19 protein-coding genes and 1 other RNA gene are annotated in these 16,238 nt (G+C 35.9%); 9 read left to right on the top strand and 11 right to left on the bottom strand.

What is annotated here, in order from left to right:
• The first annotated feature begins 959 nt into the window (after positions 1–959).
• From H6G44_RS03720 to H6G44_RS19995, 3 genes are read left to right on the top strand one after another with little or no spacing between them, the layout of a single operon-like run.
• Positions 960–1,919 (top strand): DUF1517 domain-containing protein, encoded by a 960-nt coding sequence (locus H6G44_RS03720; RefSeq protein WP_190385023.1) that lies wholly within the window; start codon positions 960–962, stop codon positions 1,917–1,919.
• A gap of 39 nt (positions 1,920–1,958) precedes the next feature.
• A complete protein-coding gene (locus H6G44_RS20695) occupies positions 1,959–2,147 on the top strand; it encodes a DUF6888 family protein (RefSeq protein ID WP_390802713.1) in 189 nt (62 codons plus the stop codon).
• A 47-nt stretch (positions 2,148–2,194) separates the two neighbouring features.
• Positions 2,195–2,560 (top strand): DUF6887 family protein, encoded by a 366-nt coding sequence (locus H6G44_RS19995; RefSeq protein WP_199291693.1) that lies wholly within the window; start codon positions 2,195–2,197, stop codon positions 2,558–2,560.
• Positions 2,561–2,593: 33 nt separating this feature from the next.
• Here H6G44_RS19995 and panB read toward each other — a convergent pair whose 3' ends face one another.
• The 6 genes from panB to H6G44_RS03685 all read right to left on the bottom strand — a co-directional run bounded on the left by panB (position 2,594) and on the right by H6G44_RS03685 (position 7,401).
• Positions 2,594–3,367: a 3-methyl-2-oxobutanoate hydroxymethyltransferase gene (gene panB / locus H6G44_RS03710; protein WP_190385022.1), complete on the bottom strand. Its 774-nt coding sequence runs from the start codon at positions 3,365–3,367 to the stop codon at positions 2,594–2,596.
• A 75-nt stretch (positions 3,368–3,442) separates the two neighbouring features.
• Positions 3,443–4,570 (bottom strand): ligand-binding sensor domain-containing protein, encoded by a 1,128-nt coding sequence (locus H6G44_RS03705; RefSeq protein ID WP_190385021.1) that lies wholly within the window; start codon positions 4,568–4,570, stop codon positions 3,443–3,445.
• 221 nt (positions 4,571–4,791) lie between these two features.
• Complete coding sequence (locus tag H6G44_RS03700) at positions 4,792–5,154, bottom strand: phage holin family protein (protein ID WP_190385124.1); 363 nt, start codon at positions 5,152–5,154, stop codon at positions 4,792–4,794.
• 336 nt (positions 5,155–5,490) lie between these two features.
• A complete protein-coding gene (locus H6G44_RS03695) occupies positions 5,491–5,778 on the bottom strand; it encodes a small RNA NsiR4-regulated ssr1528 family protein (RefSeq protein ID WP_190385020.1) in 288 nt (95 codons plus the stop codon).
• A 77-nt stretch (positions 5,779–5,855) separates the two neighbouring features.
• Positions 5,856–6,857 carry a CHAD domain-containing protein gene (locus tag H6G44_RS03690; RefSeq protein WP_190385019.1) on the bottom strand — a complete coding sequence of 334 codons (1,002 nt, stop codon included), beginning with the start codon at positions 6,855–6,857 and terminating at the stop codon, positions 5,856–5,858.
• 139 nt (positions 6,858–6,996) lie between these two features.
• Positions 6,997–7,401 carry an NIL domain-containing protein gene (locus tag H6G44_RS03685; RefSeq protein ID WP_190385018.1) on the bottom strand — a complete coding sequence of 135 codons (405 nt, stop codon included), beginning with the start codon at positions 7,399–7,401 and terminating at the stop codon, positions 6,997–6,999.
• 56 nt (positions 7,402–7,457) lie between these two features.
• Here H6G44_RS03685 and H6G44_RS03680 point away from each other — a divergent pair, with 56 nt between their 5' ends.
• The 5 genes from H6G44_RS03680 to H6G44_RS03660 all read left to right on the top strand — a co-directional run bounded on the left by H6G44_RS03680 (position 7,458) and on the right by H6G44_RS03660 (position 12,367).
• Positions 7,458–8,024, top strand: coding sequence for a thioredoxin family protein (locus tag H6G44_RS03680; protein WP_190385017.1), 567 nt, complete (start codon positions 7,458–7,460; stop codon positions 8,022–8,024).
• A 113-nt stretch (positions 8,025–8,137) separates the two neighbouring features.
• Complete coding sequence (locus H6G44_RS03675; RefSeq protein ID WP_190385016.1) at positions 8,138–9,373, top strand: LL-diaminopimelate aminotransferase; 1,236 nt, start codon at positions 8,138–8,140, stop codon at positions 9,371–9,373.
• An 80-nt stretch (positions 9,374–9,453) separates the two neighbouring features.
• Entirely contained in the window at positions 9,454–10,092 is a 639-nt protein-coding gene (locus tag H6G44_RS03670) for a Uma2 family endonuclease (protein WP_190385015.1), read from the top strand.
• A gap of 158 nt (positions 10,093–10,250) precedes the next feature.
• Positions 10,251–11,405 (top strand): AAA family ATPase, encoded by a 1,155-nt coding sequence (locus tag H6G44_RS03665; RefSeq protein WP_190385014.1) that lies wholly within the window; start codon positions 10,251–10,253, stop codon positions 11,403–11,405.
• Positions 11,402–12,367, top strand: coding sequence for a hypothetical protein (locus tag H6G44_RS03660; protein WP_190385013.1), 966 nt, complete (start codon positions 11,402–11,404; stop codon positions 12,365–12,367). The genes H6G44_RS03665 and H6G44_RS03660 overlap by 4 nt, the downstream gene beginning before the upstream one ends.
• A gap of 7 nt (positions 12,368–12,374) precedes the next feature.
• Here H6G44_RS03660 and H6G44_RS03655 read toward each other — a convergent pair whose 3' ends face one another.
• Positions 12,375–13,178: an ABC transporter permease gene (locus H6G44_RS03655; protein WP_190385012.1), complete on the bottom strand. Its 804-nt coding sequence runs from the start codon at positions 13,176–13,178 to the stop codon at positions 12,375–12,377.
• Positions 13,179–13,540: 362 nt separating this feature from the next.
• Between H6G44_RS03655 and H6G44_RS03650 the strand changes: the two genes are divergently transcribed.
• The gene (locus tag H6G44_RS03650; protein WP_313885297.1) at positions 13,541–14,554 is read left to right on the top strand and encodes a glycosyltransferase family 4 protein; all 1,014 of its coding nucleotides are present in this window, start codon (positions 13,541–13,543) and stop codon (positions 14,552–14,554) included.
• A gap of 32 nt (positions 14,555–14,586) precedes the next feature.
• Here H6G44_RS03650 and queF read toward each other — a convergent pair whose 3' ends face one another.
• The 4 genes from queF to ffs form a co-directional block, all read right to left on the bottom strand.
• Positions 14,587–15,003, bottom strand: a complete 417-nt coding sequence (gene queF / locus H6G44_RS03645) for a preQ(1) synthase (RefSeq protein WP_190385011.1) — start codon at positions 15,001–15,003, stop codon at positions 14,587–14,589.
• A 128-nt stretch (positions 15,004–15,131) separates the two neighbouring features.
• Entirely contained in the window at positions 15,132–15,548 is a 417-nt protein-coding gene (locus H6G44_RS03640; protein ID WP_190385010.1) for a hypothetical protein, read from the bottom strand.
• Between the two features lie 155 nt (positions 15,549–15,703).
• Positions 15,704–16,114 carry a phasin family protein gene (locus H6G44_RS03635; protein ID WP_190385009.1) on the bottom strand — a complete coding sequence of 137 codons (411 nt, stop codon included), beginning with the start codon at positions 16,112–16,114 and terminating at the stop codon, positions 15,704–15,706.
• A gap of 25 nt (positions 16,115–16,139) precedes the next feature.
• Positions 16,140–16,236, bottom strand: an RNA gene (gene ffs, locus H6G44_RS03630) — signal recognition particle sRNA small type.
• Positions 16,237–16,238: the final 2 nt, after the last annotated feature.

Below are 16,238 nucleotides of genomic sequence, written 5' to 3'. Positions count from 1 at the left end.
GTCAACAAGTATTATGAAAATTGTTAAACACCTAGCGAGCAAAACCATAAATTGATCACCTATTTTGCCGCTAATTATTGTTTAATTTGTTCGGTTTTATCAATACTGGATAAGTTATCTGCATAATCAAATATAGCTATGATTTATTAATGATCTTCCCAAGAGATTACTCAGAAACTACTCGGGAAATTGTTAAATCCAACTATTTCTTCTATAATACTGTAAATATTGTCTATTTTAGTGCCAAAACGCCAGAAAATATTAGTAGTTTTGTAATCTGTGTCATAGCATTTACTGCCAAATAATGATTTAATATTGTCCATTCTTTTTACCTTGGTTGCTTACATGATGTTTATGATTTATCATGGTATTAATTATTGCGTTCAGCCCAGTTTAAAGTTGAATACCCTTAAATGATAATCATGGATATATTGGCCACAATACAATCTATTTTCAAGGTTAATTTCTCAAATTAACTTAACAATTGATAGATAGTAAATGTAAAATTTTTAATTGTTACTTTGCTTACATTGCTGACGAAAACTATAACCCCCTAAAATATAAGTGCTAAATATTCCGTCTCTATCCGGAAAAAATTAGTTAGTAGAAAAATTAGTAAAACTCGTATCATTTACAAAACTATTGTTTAGATACTTGAGCAATACTTATCAGTAACAGGATTTACATCTAAATAAACAAGTGCTAGAATCTTAAATAACAATGTACCTGTCCAGCTATACAATTATCACTATGGCCTCACCGAAGATGAGAAATAATTAATTGTTAATTGATTCCCAAATTTTTTGATAGTGAGGATGTTTGCTGGTACGGTTATCAAGACCAGAAATCTCTCCCTATTTCCTCCCTAACCAAGATCAGAAGCGGTAGATTAGAGATAGCGCACTTCTTCAAAACAGGGGAAGTCACCATAAAAATACAGTTGTTGCCATAAAGGTCTTATGAATAAAAGAATACAAGGATTCCTCAAGCCCCTATTTAAAACCGTCTTTATCATTAGCTTAGTGCTAACTTTGGCCTTTAGTCATGCTAATGAGGCCTTAGCAGCCCGTTCCGGTGGTAGAATTGGTGGTGGCTCTTTTAGAATGCCTACTAGCCGTACCTACACCCCCCGGACAAATATGCCTAGTGGTGGCGGTTATTACGCCCCCTATGGTGGTGGTTTTGGCTTTCCGTTTCTTTTGCCCTTGTGGGGTTTTGGGGGCGGTTTTGGCGGGTTGTTTGGGATTTTAATCTTTTTTGCTATAGGCAATTTTTTAGTCCAAACCTTCCGCCGTGTTACCAGTGGAGAAACGGAAGAAGTAAGTTATAATAGCAACTCTTCTGTGTCTGTCACCCGGTTACAAGTTGGGTTACTAGCTCAAGGAAGAGATCTACAAACTGAATTAAATCACATTGCGGAAATTGCTGATACTAATACCCCAGCGGGAAGAAGTGAAGTTTTACAAGAGGCTAGTTTAGCTTTATTACGTCATCCTGAATACTGGGTATATGCAGGTGGTGGAACTCAACAAGCCAAGTTAAATTCCGCAGAATCTCAATTTAATCGGTTGTCTTTAGCCGAACGGAGTAAGTTTAGCGAAGAAACTCTCTCTAATGTCAATAATCAACTAAAGGCTGTTCGTCAGGAAGCTTTATCTGGTGAAGATAACCCCACCCGCTTAATTAGCCAAGGTCCTGGAGAATACATTATTGTCACTTTATTAGCGGCAACTTTGAGTAAATGTGAAATTCCGGCTATTAATAATGCTGATGATTTGCGTCAAGCTTTACGTCAAATTGGTAGTCTTGGTGGTGAACAACTATTAGCTATTGAAGTTTTATGGACTCCCCAAGCGTCAGGGGATACATTGACATCAGATGATTTATTTGCGGAATATCCTGATTTGAAGTTGGTTTAATTGAGGTTTAGAGACCAAAACAGTTAGAAGTGACTTGTAATGGAAAATTGCGACATTCGTTTTAAGATTATTTATGTCACAATTGAGGAAACTACCATTTTCAATCCTACTGCTGTACAAGCCCTAACCTGTCTCAGGGTTTGCCAGATGGTCTCTAACAGCTTTCTAGACATCCACTTAATTCGGTTTAATGAAATTAAGGGATATGTATACATTGACAGCAGGTGATGAAATGGAAATTTTAATCTTTCCTGAAGGAAATTGGAGGTTTATTGATGAAACCTAATTTTGCTCAAATGTCGAGGTCTGAATTAAAAGCTTATGTACGGATAAACCACGATGATTTGGAGGCTTTAGATATTCTGGTTAGTCGTCGTACTCCTGATTCAGAAGCTACATGGTATGCGCCAATGGTGACAGCAGAAGGTGTACCAATAGAAGAAAATATCCGGTTAGGGGAACAAGTTATTCAGGAACGAATTGCCTTAGAGCGCGAAAAGCAGTTAATTAGGACTGACATAGAAAGGGAGACGGAATATAACCGTTTGATTGAATATATGATTATTGCAGCAGAAAAATATATAAAACTTCCTTTGATAGAAGAAAAAAACAAAATCAATCAAGAATCTCAGAATCAATAGCCTTTGATAAGGCTATTCTTCCGGGAATATTAACTATTTAGGAAATTGTCCTTCTCGCACTTCCACAGCGTAATCTTGTACAGCTTTGGTAATTGTTTCTCGTAAGTTTGTATAAACTTTGGCGAATGGTGGTTGTTTTTCCGAAAGTCCCAAAACATCAGAAGTTACTAATACTTGACCATCACAGCTAGAACCTGCACCGATACCGATAGTGGGAATACGGATTTTTTGAGTAATTTGCAGCGCTAGTTTTGTAGGAATGTGTTCTAATACTATAGCAAAAACCCCGGCTTGTTCGAGAGCGATCGCTTCATTAAAAATTCTCTCTCCTGCTTCCGGGGTTTTTCCCTGCTGTCGCAGTCCTAATTGATGGATTGATTGAGGTATTAATCCCACGTGGCCCATAACCGGAATCCCCACTTGAACGAGTCTGGTAATAGTTTCTACCATTGCGGGATAACCACCTTCTAATTTTACCGCTTGCGCTCCTGTTTCTTTTAGCACCCTACCAGCAGAGTGCATGGCTTGGGAAACACTTTCTTGATAGGTCAAAAATGGTAAATCTACTACTACTAAAGCATTTTTAACACCACGACGCACAGCTTTAGCATGATGGATCATTTCATCTAAGGTTAGTGGTAAAGTAGTTTCATAACCAAGGATAACAGCAAGAGAATCACCAACTAGAATCAAGTCTACACCAGCGACATCTAAAAGTTGAGCGATCGCATAATCCCAGGCAGTTAAGGCAACAATCGTCCGTCCCTGTTGTTTCCATTGAGTTAATTGTTGGGTGGTAACTGCCATAAATAATTGGTAACTGTCATAAATAACTGATAATTGTCAATTGTTAATTGTTAATTGTTAATTGTCAATTCTTCCCTATTGTACATAGCGACCAAAACCAAAATGAGGTTGAGCTTGACCGACTGAAGGCATTAACCAAGCTAAACCCTCCATTGTTCCTACCCATAATTTATTACCAAGATCTGGTACAAGGGTCAAAACTCGACTGGAAGGAAGTCCAGCTACTTGGTCTAATACTGCTCCTGTATGTGGGTTTAATCGGAATAAACCATTGCTAGTACCAACCCATACACTACCATCTTTGGCAAATTTGACTGATGTAACATTGCGTCCGCGCATGGGAGTTACAGAGCGTAAGACAATACCATTTTTGGGGTTAATAACTAACAATTGATTTGGCATTCCTGCCCAAATTAACCCTTGGGAATTAATAGCTAAAGCTTGGACAGTTCCTCCTGGTAGATTTTGGATTCTCTTCATTATTAAAGCACTGGCGGTATTTACCTTGACTATTCCCTCTAGAGTCCCAGCCCATAGTTGACCATCAGCATCTAAGGTCATGGTGTTAACACTGACACCGGGCATATTTTTAACAGTGGTCATGATCATACCTTGGTCGGGACTAACCAGGGTTAAACCGGCATCAGTTCCTACCCACAAGTAACCTCGTTTATCAATTAATAGTGATAATACTCGTTTGGAGGGTAATAATAAATTTTGGGCTGTAATTTGACTGGTTTGGGGGTCTACTCTTGTTAAACCTTCATTGTTTCCTACCCATAAACGGCCTAATTTATCTTGTACTAAGGCACTAATTATAATATTTGGTAAACTGATACGAGAAATTACCCTACCTGTATTCGGATCAATGCGTGATAATCCCCGCCACGAACCGACCCAAAGATTACCTGTAGGATCTCCTAGTAAGTTACTAATCCGATAATCTACTCGTATTTCCCTTTCTTGTAATTCTCTCTCGTTTGGTAGGGGTTTTACTGTTTTTGGTGGTGGTGCGGCTGGATAGGTGGGGGTAGAATTGAGTTGATTAAGATTGGGATTTTTGTCAATATTACCAGTATTATCAATTTTTTGGGCTGTGGCTGGTGTTACCATGGTCGGTAAAGTTATTAAGCCCAGTAAGGCGGAAATTATTAATAAGTTACTTTGTTGGTGAAATAAAGTCACGGTGATATTCCTGCTCATAAAAGTATCCAATTAATGACTTAAAATAACATAAAAAGTTTTGGGTGTAGATAGAAGAAATAATATATTACATACATTTTCAGGACTATCGTTACTCGCTGCTAGTGGGTAGCAACCAGCATACATACAGATGGGGGATATGTGGTTTAAGTAGGTTGACATTGGCGTTAATATAGCTAGGTAAGAGGCAATGGGCAAAATTACCAATTACCAATTACTAATTACACACCTAATAATTTGTAGATAATGTTATTGATAATAGTAAGAACAAAAGCGCCTAAAACAGCACTCCAAATACCAAAACGTAACCGGAAGCCATCTATTAACCAAGCAGCAATACTGAAACAAGCAAGAGCAATCATGAAAGTAAAGATACCAGATAATAAGTCAAAGGTGTCTAAATTTGGTATCACGAACAAAATTTTGAGAACTGGTTTAACTAATGCTGTAATAATACCTAAAACTACTGCGGAAAAAAGTACCTTTTCTGGAGTATCAATTTCAACCCCCAAGGGTAGTTTACTAATCATCCACAAGCTAAAAGCCATGACTAACCAAACAATTAATAGTGTCACAATATCCATTGCCATAACCCCTGAAACGTAAATGGTGATAGCTCCTACGGAATACCGCAGGTATTGAAGATAAATTACCTGGTTGACTTGGTTTATTGATGTGAAAATCTTTGTAGCTTAACCAATTATTTATAAATTAGCAGAATTTCTGACTATAACTGGAATTTGTTCTAGATATCTTTATGTTTCTTCTTTTGATGCAAATGTATATTTGCAAGGGTTAGATCCCTGACTGTTTAAATGAGTCGGGGATCTTGTTTTTCATAACTAATTTAGGATTGCTATATAAACAATACTTGATTGTTATGGTAATGGACAAGGGGTTAAAACACCAATTTTTCGTGTTTATTTACTACCATAGAAAAAGGCAATTTCTTTTTCTTTTAAGGCTGCAAAACCAGCGTCAATTAGCTTTTGATCAAGTTCAACTTGGGGAATATGTTTAGCACCAATACGGACAATTCGAGAACGCATGGTATTGGATACACCACTGCGTTGTCTATTGGCTTCTAAATCCATAACTTGTTTATACAATTCTAACTTGGCTGTGGGAATAGGAGAACCATCAAAATCAATTCCCTGGGTAATTGCTTGATCAATAGCATCAGCACCTGTGGTGGTTTCTGTAGTCATGATAACTCATTTTCAAAGATATTGAACTATTTTACCAGGGAATAGGGAGCTAACAACTAATAACTAACCACTGACAACTAACCATGTCTTTCTTCTTGTTTAATATCTTCCAATGTAGGTTGTAGTACCACTAAATGTAAATTATATTTAGTATCTGCTTGTAAATAACGTTGTTGTAGTGGTTGCCATTCTTGCCACAATTGATAACGATTTGCGGCTAATAGGGTCGTTAACCCACTTAATTCAGTCTCAAGTTCTGATTTAAAGATATTGTTTAACCACCCATGTAAAACTATGTTATCTTGAATCATGCCTAAGATTTCTTGTATATTTTTCACGTCGTGAATATGAGCGGTAAAAGATTCACTATATAATTCAGTAAATAACTCCATTTGGTAGCGGAGACGTTTGGCTTGTTTCCGCAAATTATGTAGAGTTTCAGATTCTGTTTTCAGATGTTTTTCTAATTGGCTGGGTGTCCATTTTGTTTGTACTACTATTTCTGATTTAGCAATTTTAGCACCAATTAACCATCCTGGATGTAAACAAAATTGACTAACTTCTGGTGAGAGTAAATCTGATAATACATAATGAATTGGGACTGATGAAAAAGTTTGATACCTGGGATTTTTTAACCAATTTTCACATTCATTTTTAAAAGATTTATAAACTTGATCTTTAAATATTTTCTGAACATGATCAACTGCAATTTCTCGTTCTTTATCCAATTCTGTAAAAGCTGTTTCTAGATATTTTTGTTCTTTTTCCAGGACATGGGGTTTGTAATTCTTTTCCAGACTTTCTTTGAGTATATCTAAATCTCTGAGACTGCCTAAAGTTCTGGCAAATTTACCAATATTTTTATCAGTAACTGATTTTGGTAAATCTAAATATTTCTCAAATTTACTAACAGCAGTTCTTAACCGTCGCATTCCTACACGCATTTGATGTAGTGGTTCTGGATCTTCATCTTTTTTAACTGCTTTTTCCCATTTTATAGTTTTTGTAAAGTGTTTTTCAATGGCTTGGTGTGCAGTTTCACCGAGGGTTTTGATGGATATTTCTGAGGAGATTTTCATAAATAAAAACAATTGGCGATATTATCTATTTTTTCGATCATATCACTAGAAAAAATCAGTCATTACTCCTATATTTTCTTTTGAAATAGGAATAATAATTTGATATTTGAGCTATTATTAACTCATACTTAATTCCTACTTAAAGATTAGTTGAAATAGCTTGTACAGGACAGGTAGGAATACATTGTTCACACACAATACAACGCGATCGCACAAAGGTGAGTTTATATGTTTCTGGATTAATAGCTAGAGCTTCCGTGGGACAAACTCCCGTACATAAACCACAGTCAACGCATACATCTTCATCAATGATAATTTCACCCAAACCCAGGGAAACATGAATATGTTGGGATCTCATCCATTCAATTGCGGCATCTAATTGATCAATATCTCCCAATAATTCTACCACCAGTTTACCAATTTGATTAGGGGCAACTTGGGCGCGGATAATATTCGCAGCAACATTAAACTCCTTTGCTAGTCTGTAGGTAACTGGCATTTGAATCGCACGCTTAGGAAAAGTCAGGGTAACTCTTTTTTTCATTATGTAAGAAAACAGTAAACTAGATGATGAACTAAGTTAATAAGTCTTAATTAATTATGAGTACCGAAGTTCCTGTAAATTCTAGTAATCGCATCAAAAACTTCTTAATTGCTATTGTAGCGATCGCTTTGGGAATTGTCCTCTTCTTAGGGCTTAAAACTGATTCTACATCAGTTTCCCTGATGGACTTGAGTAAAACTGCTATTCCCTTAGAAGTAGCTGTGAGCAACGGAAAACCCTCTCTGGTCGAATTTTACGCCGATTGGTGTAGCGTTTGTCAAAAAATGACCCCCGACATGGACAAACTCAGAAAACAGTATGAAAACAGCCTAAATTTTGTGATGTTGAATGTTGATAATACCAAATGGTTGCCAGAAATGCTCAAATATCGAGTAGACGGGATTCCTCACTTTGTATTTTTGGGTAAGCAAGGGGAAACTATCGCAGAAACCATTGGTGATATGCCTCGGACTATAATGGCTAGTAATTTAGAGGCCTTAATTGCCGGTTCTACCCTTCCCCATGTTCAAGATAATGGTAAAACCTCCCAATTTTCCGCACCAGTCGCAACAGATGGTAATCAAGATGATCCTCGCAGTCATGGTAGCCAAGTTGTAAATTAGGTGATTGGGGATAAGGAATTGGGATGATTTCAGGTAAAGGATAGAGTTTTAACCGCTGGGAAAATTAAACCGGGTAAGATGGTGTATCATTGTCTTTTTTCTCAAAATTTACCATGGCTACAATTAACGACAACTACCTGAAACTAAAAGCTGGTTATCTGTTTCCAGAAATTGCGCGACGGGTAAATGCTTTTGCACAGGCTAACCCAGATGCGAAAATCATTCGCTTGGGGATTGGTGATGTCACTGAACCCTTACCGGAAGCCTGTCGCATGGCCATGATTAAAGCTGTGGAAGATATGGGCGATCGCTCAAGTTTTAAAGGATATGGACCAGAACAGGGTTATAATTGGCTAAGGGAGAAAATCGCTACCCACGACTTTCAAGCGCGAGGAGCAGCCATAGAAGCCGATGAAATCTTTATTTCCGACGGTTCTAAATGCGATTCTGGCAACATTTTAGATATTTTTGGCAAAAATAACGTTATCGCTGTTACAGACCCCGTATATCCGGTTTACGTAGATACTAACGTTATGGCGGGTAATACGGGAGACGTGAATGAAAAAGGCGAATATGGTGGTTTAGTTTATTTACCTGTTACTGCTGAAAATAATTTTACGGCAGAAATTCCTAGCCAAAAAGTTGATTTAATTTATCTTTGCTTTCCTAATAATCCCACAGGTGCAACTGCTACGAAAGAACATTTGCAAGCATGGGTAAATTATGCTAAAGTCAACGGTTCAATTATCTTTTTTGATGCTGCTTATGAAGCATTTATTAAAGATCCTAGTTTACCTCATTCTATTTTTGAAATAGAAGGTGCGAGAGATTGTGCAATTGAATTTCGTTCTTTTTCTAAAAATGCCGGGTTTACTGGGACTCGTTGCGCTTTAACTGTTGTTCCTAAAACCCTCACAGCTAAAGCCGCTGATGGTTCTAATGTTGAACTTTGGAAACTTTGGAATCGTCGTCAGTCTACTAAATTTAACGGCGTTTCTTATATTATTCAACGTGGTGCAGAAGCAGTTTATTCAGAAGCAGGACAAACACAAATTCAAGCTTTAGTAAACTTCTATTTAGACAATGCTAAAATCATTCGTCAAGAACTCACAAACGCAGGTTTAAGTGTTTATGGTGGAGTCAATGCACCTTATGTATGGGTGAAAACTCCCCATGGTTTATCTAGTTGGGAATTTTTTGATAAGTTATTAGAAACTGTGAATGTGGTGGGAACTCCTGGTTCTGGTTTCGGTGCTGCGGGTGAGGGTTATTTCCGTATTTCGGCCTTTAATAGTCGGGAAAATGTCGAAGAAGCTATGAAGCGAATTACCGCTAAGTTTACGGTGTAATTCAAGTTTAATTATTTGTGGTGGGTCATTCCCACCCTAATTTTGTTAAACTTAATCAATCAATAATAATAATAAATGCTATGAGTGTAGCTATTCCTGTTTTCAAAGCCGTTAGTCAGATACAATTAACGCCTGGTAGTACAATTAATATTCCAGATGTTAGCTGGGAAGAATTTGAGGCGATTTTACAAGAACTGGGAGAAAAAAGAGCTTCACGAATTGCCTATAATCAAGGTAATTTAGAAATTATGGTTCCTTTACCTGAGCATGAAATTTCCAAAGATCTAATTTCTGATATTGTTAAAATATTGTTGAAAGCTAAAGGGATTAAATATCAACCTTTTGGTTCAACAACTTTTAAAAAACAAGGTATAGCAGGAATTGAACCAGATGCTTGTTTTTATATTCAAAATTATCAACAAATGATTGGTTTGCGGAGGTTACAACCTGATCATCTACCACCAGATTTAGCTATAGAAATTGATGTGACATCAAAAACAACTCTTGATGCTTATGAAGCCATTGGAGTTCCAGAATTATGGATATATGATAGTGGTAAATTGGCTATTTATTTGTTGAAAAATGGTAAATATATCAAATCTGATCAAAGTCCTTATTTTGAACATATAGCTATTACTCAGATTATCCCTAATGTGATCAAAAGGAGTTGGGAAGTAGGCAGTTTTCAGGCTTTGGAAGAATTTGCAGTAAAAATATAATCCATATCAATGTTATGCATTGGTATTGTAATGACTCTATTCTCAATAGACAATGGATTTTACCTGGGTAAAACGCAAAGATTGTAAAGTTTTATTGCAGGATTCAACACTTGTGGTATAATTCCAATATGTAATATTTCTCAAAGAAGAAAATTCACATGAAGTTACTACAAGTTCAAGTACCAGATTTCCGCGTTTTGAAAGATGTTGATATTAAGTTTGATAGAAGGTTTGTCCCTAATATCTTTCCTTTAGGAAGTCTCAATGGAGGTGGTAAAAGTACACTTTTACAATTAGTTTTTGTGTTATTACATTGCTGCACAAATCCAGAAAGACACCATTATATAGAAAATTTACTACATGGGTTTACATTTAATAATGATGGTAGTGACAGAGTATTAGCTATTATCAATATTTGGGATGGTGAAAAAGAAGTTGAAATTAAATTTCTGGTTGGTGATTATCCTATTGAAGATATAGCAGTAGATTTAGATGATGAATACCATAATAGAAATGGGATACATCCTCCCGTTTTGCGTGAAGAACACATAATATATATATGTTCTTATTTTTTATCGGTGGGTATGGGTGAAAACCGTTTATTATGTCGAGTTAGTGGTAATTTATATAGATATCAAGCAAAAGATTTGTTAGACGAAATATCAAATAAAATATTCTTAGCTGCTCCTATTACTCAAGTTTTCTTATTTATTTCTCGAGAGTCCAGATACCGATTATTTGCAAAAAATGGTGGTGGAAATTACGATTCAGATTTAAAATTATCTAAATCAAAACTACCAGGATTTTTCACTTATGATTTTGCTCCGGTAGATTTATTAATTAAAGCATTCACAAGTGCTAGAGATGAAGATTTTATAACTGCTATTGAAACTGAAGGTGAGTATGGTAAGAGATATAAAGAATTATTAGCTGAGTTGAATTTATTGTTAGCTAATAAAAAAGTGAATATTTCTACAGATTTCTCCAAAATCACATTCAAGTTAGATACAAATGATGGAAATATTGAACTTTATCCTGAAGATTTAAGTCATGGTGAATTAAAGAGATTGAGTATTTACCTATGGCTAAAATATAATAAAATCGAAGATGCTATTGTTCTCATGGATGAAATTGAAATAGGATTTCATCCAGATTGGCAATATCGAATAATTCCAGATTTAGAGCAATGGTCTCCTAGTAATCAATATATTCTGGCCACTCACTCCTATGAATTATGTCAGGCACTTACACCTGGCCATGTCAGGGAACTAGAACCAAAACTTATCAAATCAGATAAGAATATTTCACTATGAATACTTATCAAGAAATACTCATACAACATTGTAAAAAAATTCTTGGAGATAGAAGAATTAGGAATAAAATTGTTGTTTTATGTGAAGGTCAAGGCAGCATTTTAGATGATAAGACAGTAGCAAATTATGGAAAAATGGAGCAGTGGCACGATGCCTATTTTTATAGAAAATGCGTTCCAAACACATGGACAACATATATACCAATATTTTTTAATTGTAAAGGTAGATCAGATGTTATACAGACCTATTTTAAGCTTTTGGAATTGCATGAAGAAGATGCTCAACAATCTTACTTAAATCCTAATAAGCTATTTGCTATAGTTGATTTAGATTTACAGTCCCAAAATATTGATAATTACCATTTTTCTAATACGGAGGAAATTTTCTTAAATCTTTACCAGCAAGGTCAAGTTAATGAAGAAAATGCAAAAAATCATCGCATTTGGGTGACAGGATTAATTCACAAAGAATCATATTTTATGATACCCGAACTGCAAGAAGTCTTTAATAGTCAAATAAACTCTCCAATGTATAATTGTCAAAGTGTTATTCTTGAAGATATTTATATTACTATGGCAGATGCTATTATTAATAGCAATGATTTAAACAATAACTTATCAACCGTCTCTAATCGCATTAGTCATTGCTCAGGATTAGATTGTACAGATTTAGAAAAGTTGCGCGATTCCTGGAAAGAACAGTTTGAAAATTCTCCAGATGAAACACACAAAAATGAGTTAATTTATGCCTTATTAATGCTTAAAAAAGTTAAGGATAACAAAACTCAAGAGGATTATTGGGAAGACATTAAACCACCAAGTGATTGGACTAATACAGAGGAGGTATTTAGGGATGAATTATTAAGGCAAATAGCTAAATTTTATTCAGAGCAGAGTAATTATGCTAAATATCATATTCCTACTTTTATGCAATTTTTAAAACATTTTTCTACTTTGAATTAATTTCACCCTATTCTCTCCTTTCCCCCGCAGTTCTAATCAATTCCCCTATCAAAGCCACAATCGCAGTTGTAGAAATTAACATCACACTTAAAGCATTAATATCCGGTTTAACTCCCGTTCTAATGCGGCTAAAAATTTCCATTGGTAAGGTATTAGTACCACTTCCCGCAGTAAAACTAGCAATTAAAAAATCATCCAAACTCAATACAAAAGCCAATAAACACCCAGAAATAATCCCCGGCATTAATTGCGGTAATAAAACTAAAATAAAGGCTTGTATGGGGGTTGCACCTAAATCTAAAGCGGCTTCTTCTAAATGAGGATTAATATTATTCATGCGCGAAGAAACCACCAAACCCACATAGGATAGACAAAAAACAATATGGGCAGCGATAATAGTCCAGATACTCAAAGGAATAGCAAAAGCTGCTAAACATACTAACGTAGAAACAGCGATCGCAATATCAGGAATTAACAACGGTAAAGAAGCAATTCCCTGATATAATTTCTTACCAGGAAATTCATAACGCGCTAACCCCACAGCCATTAATGTTCCCAAAATTGCGGAAACTCCCACAGCACAAAAACCCACCAATAAACTATTATATAAACCCGATAAAATCCGTTCGTCACTAAATAATTTTCCGTACCATTCCAGGGTGAATCCTTGCCATTTAGCACTGTAAGGTGACTGATTAAAGCTATAAAAAGCTAGTACCAGAATGGGTAAATACATAAACACAAATACCACCAGGGCAAAAACTGCTGGCCACGAAACACGCGGTTTTTTAATTTGTTTGTATATATTCATGCTGCTTAATAGATGCAATTTTTTATTTGTCGTATTACATGATACTGATTTTTTTATTTCAAGTCAAGTTAAAAATTAGATTATAAATATAAATATGATAATTAGATTATTTTTAATTTATTTCTTAAGTATCAGACATTTACATTACCTCAGATAGACAAAAAAAATCAGATATAAAACATAAGATTTAATAGTAATCATAAATAAGGATGGTTTTTGTATTTTTGCCTATTTCTCTGTTAGTCATTTCATTTATTCATCAACTAACTAGAAATAGAAATCTGATATTTTAGGAGATTGACATGAAAATTGCTCAGGTTGCTCCCTAATGGGAGAGAGTACCCCCACCAGCTTATGGTGGTATAGAATTGGTAGTAGGTTTATTAACTGATGAATTAGTCCGTCGAGGACATGAAGTAACATTATTTGCATCAGGAGATTCTTTAACTTTAGCCGAATTAGTATCAGTTCATCCCCGTGCTTTAAGATTAGATCCTAGTATCCAAGAGCCAACTATTTATGAAATGTTGTTGTTAGGTTTAGTTTATGAACAAGCAGAAAATTTTGATATCATTCACTCTCATGTAGGACTAGCATCACTGGTATATGCTAATTTAGTCAAAACTCCCACGGTTCACACTTTACATGGAATTTTTACTCCAGATAATGAAAAAATTTTTAAATATGGCAAAAAACAGCCTTATATTAGTATTTCTAATTCTCAACAAGAACCCAAACTAGGATTAAACTATGTAGACACTGTTTATAATGGCATTGATGTTAGTAGTTATGAATTTTATCCCCAACCAACAGAACCATTTTACTTAGCTTTTTTGGGAAGAATGTCTCCAGAAAAAGGACCCCATTTAGCAATTGAAATTGCTCAAAAAACTGGTTGGAAGTTAAAAATAGCAGGTAAGATAGATCTGGTAGATTTAGAATACTTTGAACAGAAAATTAAGCCACATATTGACAGTAAGCAAATTGAATATTTAGGTGAAGCTAATCATAGTCAAAAAAATGCCCTCATGGGTGGCGCTTATGCAACTTTATTCCCCATCACTTGGCGAGAACCTTTTGGATTAGTTATGATAGAATCAATGGCATCAGGTACACCTGTAATTGCCATGCGAATAGGTTCAACAGAGGAAATAATTGTTAATGGCGAAACAGGTTTCCTTTGTGATAACATCGAGCAATGTATTAATTCTCTTGACAAAATAAGTAACTTAAATCGTTACGCTTGTCGTCAATATGTGGAAGAAAATTTTAGTGTTCAGCAGATGACTAATGGTTATGAAGCAGTTTATCACAGGTTAATTGCAGAAAAATTAGTGCAACAAAATGGTTTTTTCCGCAATGCTTTAGTTAGTTAACCCTAGGGGTGGGAATCCCCCCAGATTCCCCACTAACTTCCCTGTAGATATTTAACCTCAACCACTGTATGCACATTTCCACGGGGGGTAAAATCTGTTTTTACAATCAATTCCAAAGGATTACAAGCAGCGACAAAATCATCTAAAATTTGATTGGCTGTTTCTTCATGGGAAATATAGCGATCACGGTAACTGTTAATATAAAGCTTGAGCGCTTTCAACTCTACCACCCGTTGATCTGGAATGTAACTAATATAAATAGTCGCAAAGTCAGGATAACCGGAAAATGGACATTTACAAGTAAATTCCGGTAAGGTAATATTAATATCATAGCGTCTTCCAATACGGGGATTAGGAAAAGTAATTAAATTACCTTCCATAATTTCCCGTTCACCATATTTCATTTCTTGACTTGCTGGGGAATCAGTTTCAGGTGCAAAGCTACTCATGATGTTAGTAAAAAGAAATGCAGAGACTCACAATTATTAACTTAACATTCTTTCACATTTTCCCCAGATTGACAAGTTATTTACAGACAGAAATATTCGGTAAGTTTAAAGCACAAGATCCAAGAGTATCAATCAATTTCTTTTTCCCAGTCTGGGCAATTTCCATCATCTGAACCATGAGGGTGCATACCACAGACTAATAAATTCCCACCATAAACTTGTCCATGATAGTTGCTACAACCAATGCAAGCAATATTCTTTTCTAGTGTAGCTTCTACTTTATACGGAAAACCCGGATCTAAATCTTCTGAGATATCTTCCCAATAAATTCCTAAAATTGGTTCAGTTAAGTCTTGTAAAAATTGTTCGTGCAAGGTAGTGAAAGCATCAATATCAGCCGCAAGTGTGCTTTGTACTTCTTCGGTAACTTCTTCCGTAATCTCAAAAAAAGCGTCTACCATGTCATTTATTCCCAGGAAGAACTGCTCTACTTCATCAGCAACAGCTTCGATCATGCTGATTAAGTCTTTTTGCCACTTTTCCATAAATTATACTCTCAAAGGCTAAAAACATGACGGTTAAAACCGTCTGACAGGAAGTTCTAGGGTTAAGGGTTGGTAATCGCAAATCAGACTATTTTGGGTATAGCGTCATTTTTCCAGAACTAAATGTCCCCAATACCCAAAGTAAAAAATTGCTTTTATGGTTCGCGTTGCAGCCGTTTTAACTCTTCCTGTAGTTCTAGCACTTGATTACGTAGCTGATCTACATTATCGCCATTTTGTTTATTCTTCTGATTTTCTTTTTGCTCCTCCTTAACAGTTGGTTCTTCATCAACTTCGAGAATTTCGATCCGACGGGGTTCAGAAGAAGCTGTTTTTTCAGGTGCTTGTCCAGATGTTGATTGCTGTTGTGCTTGTCTCATCATATCTTCGACAAAGCGGCGAGCTTCTTCTGTGTTCATCTCGCCTTTAGCTACCATTTCATCTGCTAATTTTTGGACTTGCGATCGCAGTTCGGTTAACTTCCCCCCAGCTTTTTCACTGGCGTAAGAGGCTAACCCCACACCGAGATAAAAAGCTTTTTGTACAATATCTCCAAAACCAGGCATTGCTGCTGAAAGCTCCTAAAAATAAGGCGACCCGGAGACTACGCCTACTGCAAGCATCCCTTATTGCTGCTACCTTCCGGTCCTGACAAGATTTGGGCGTTGCAGTTGCATAGATCCAGGTCTT

It is taken from the genome of Aphanizomenon flos-aquae FACHB-1287, assembly GCF_014698755.1.
In the GTDB taxonomy this organism is placed as follows: domain Bacteria; phylum Cyanobacteriota; class Cyanobacteriia; order Cyanobacteriales; family Nostocaceae; genus Dolichospermum; species Dolichospermum flosaquae.
Note: the sequence above shows the minus strand (reverse complement) of the source record. Positions and strands in the feature narration are given on the sequence as shown.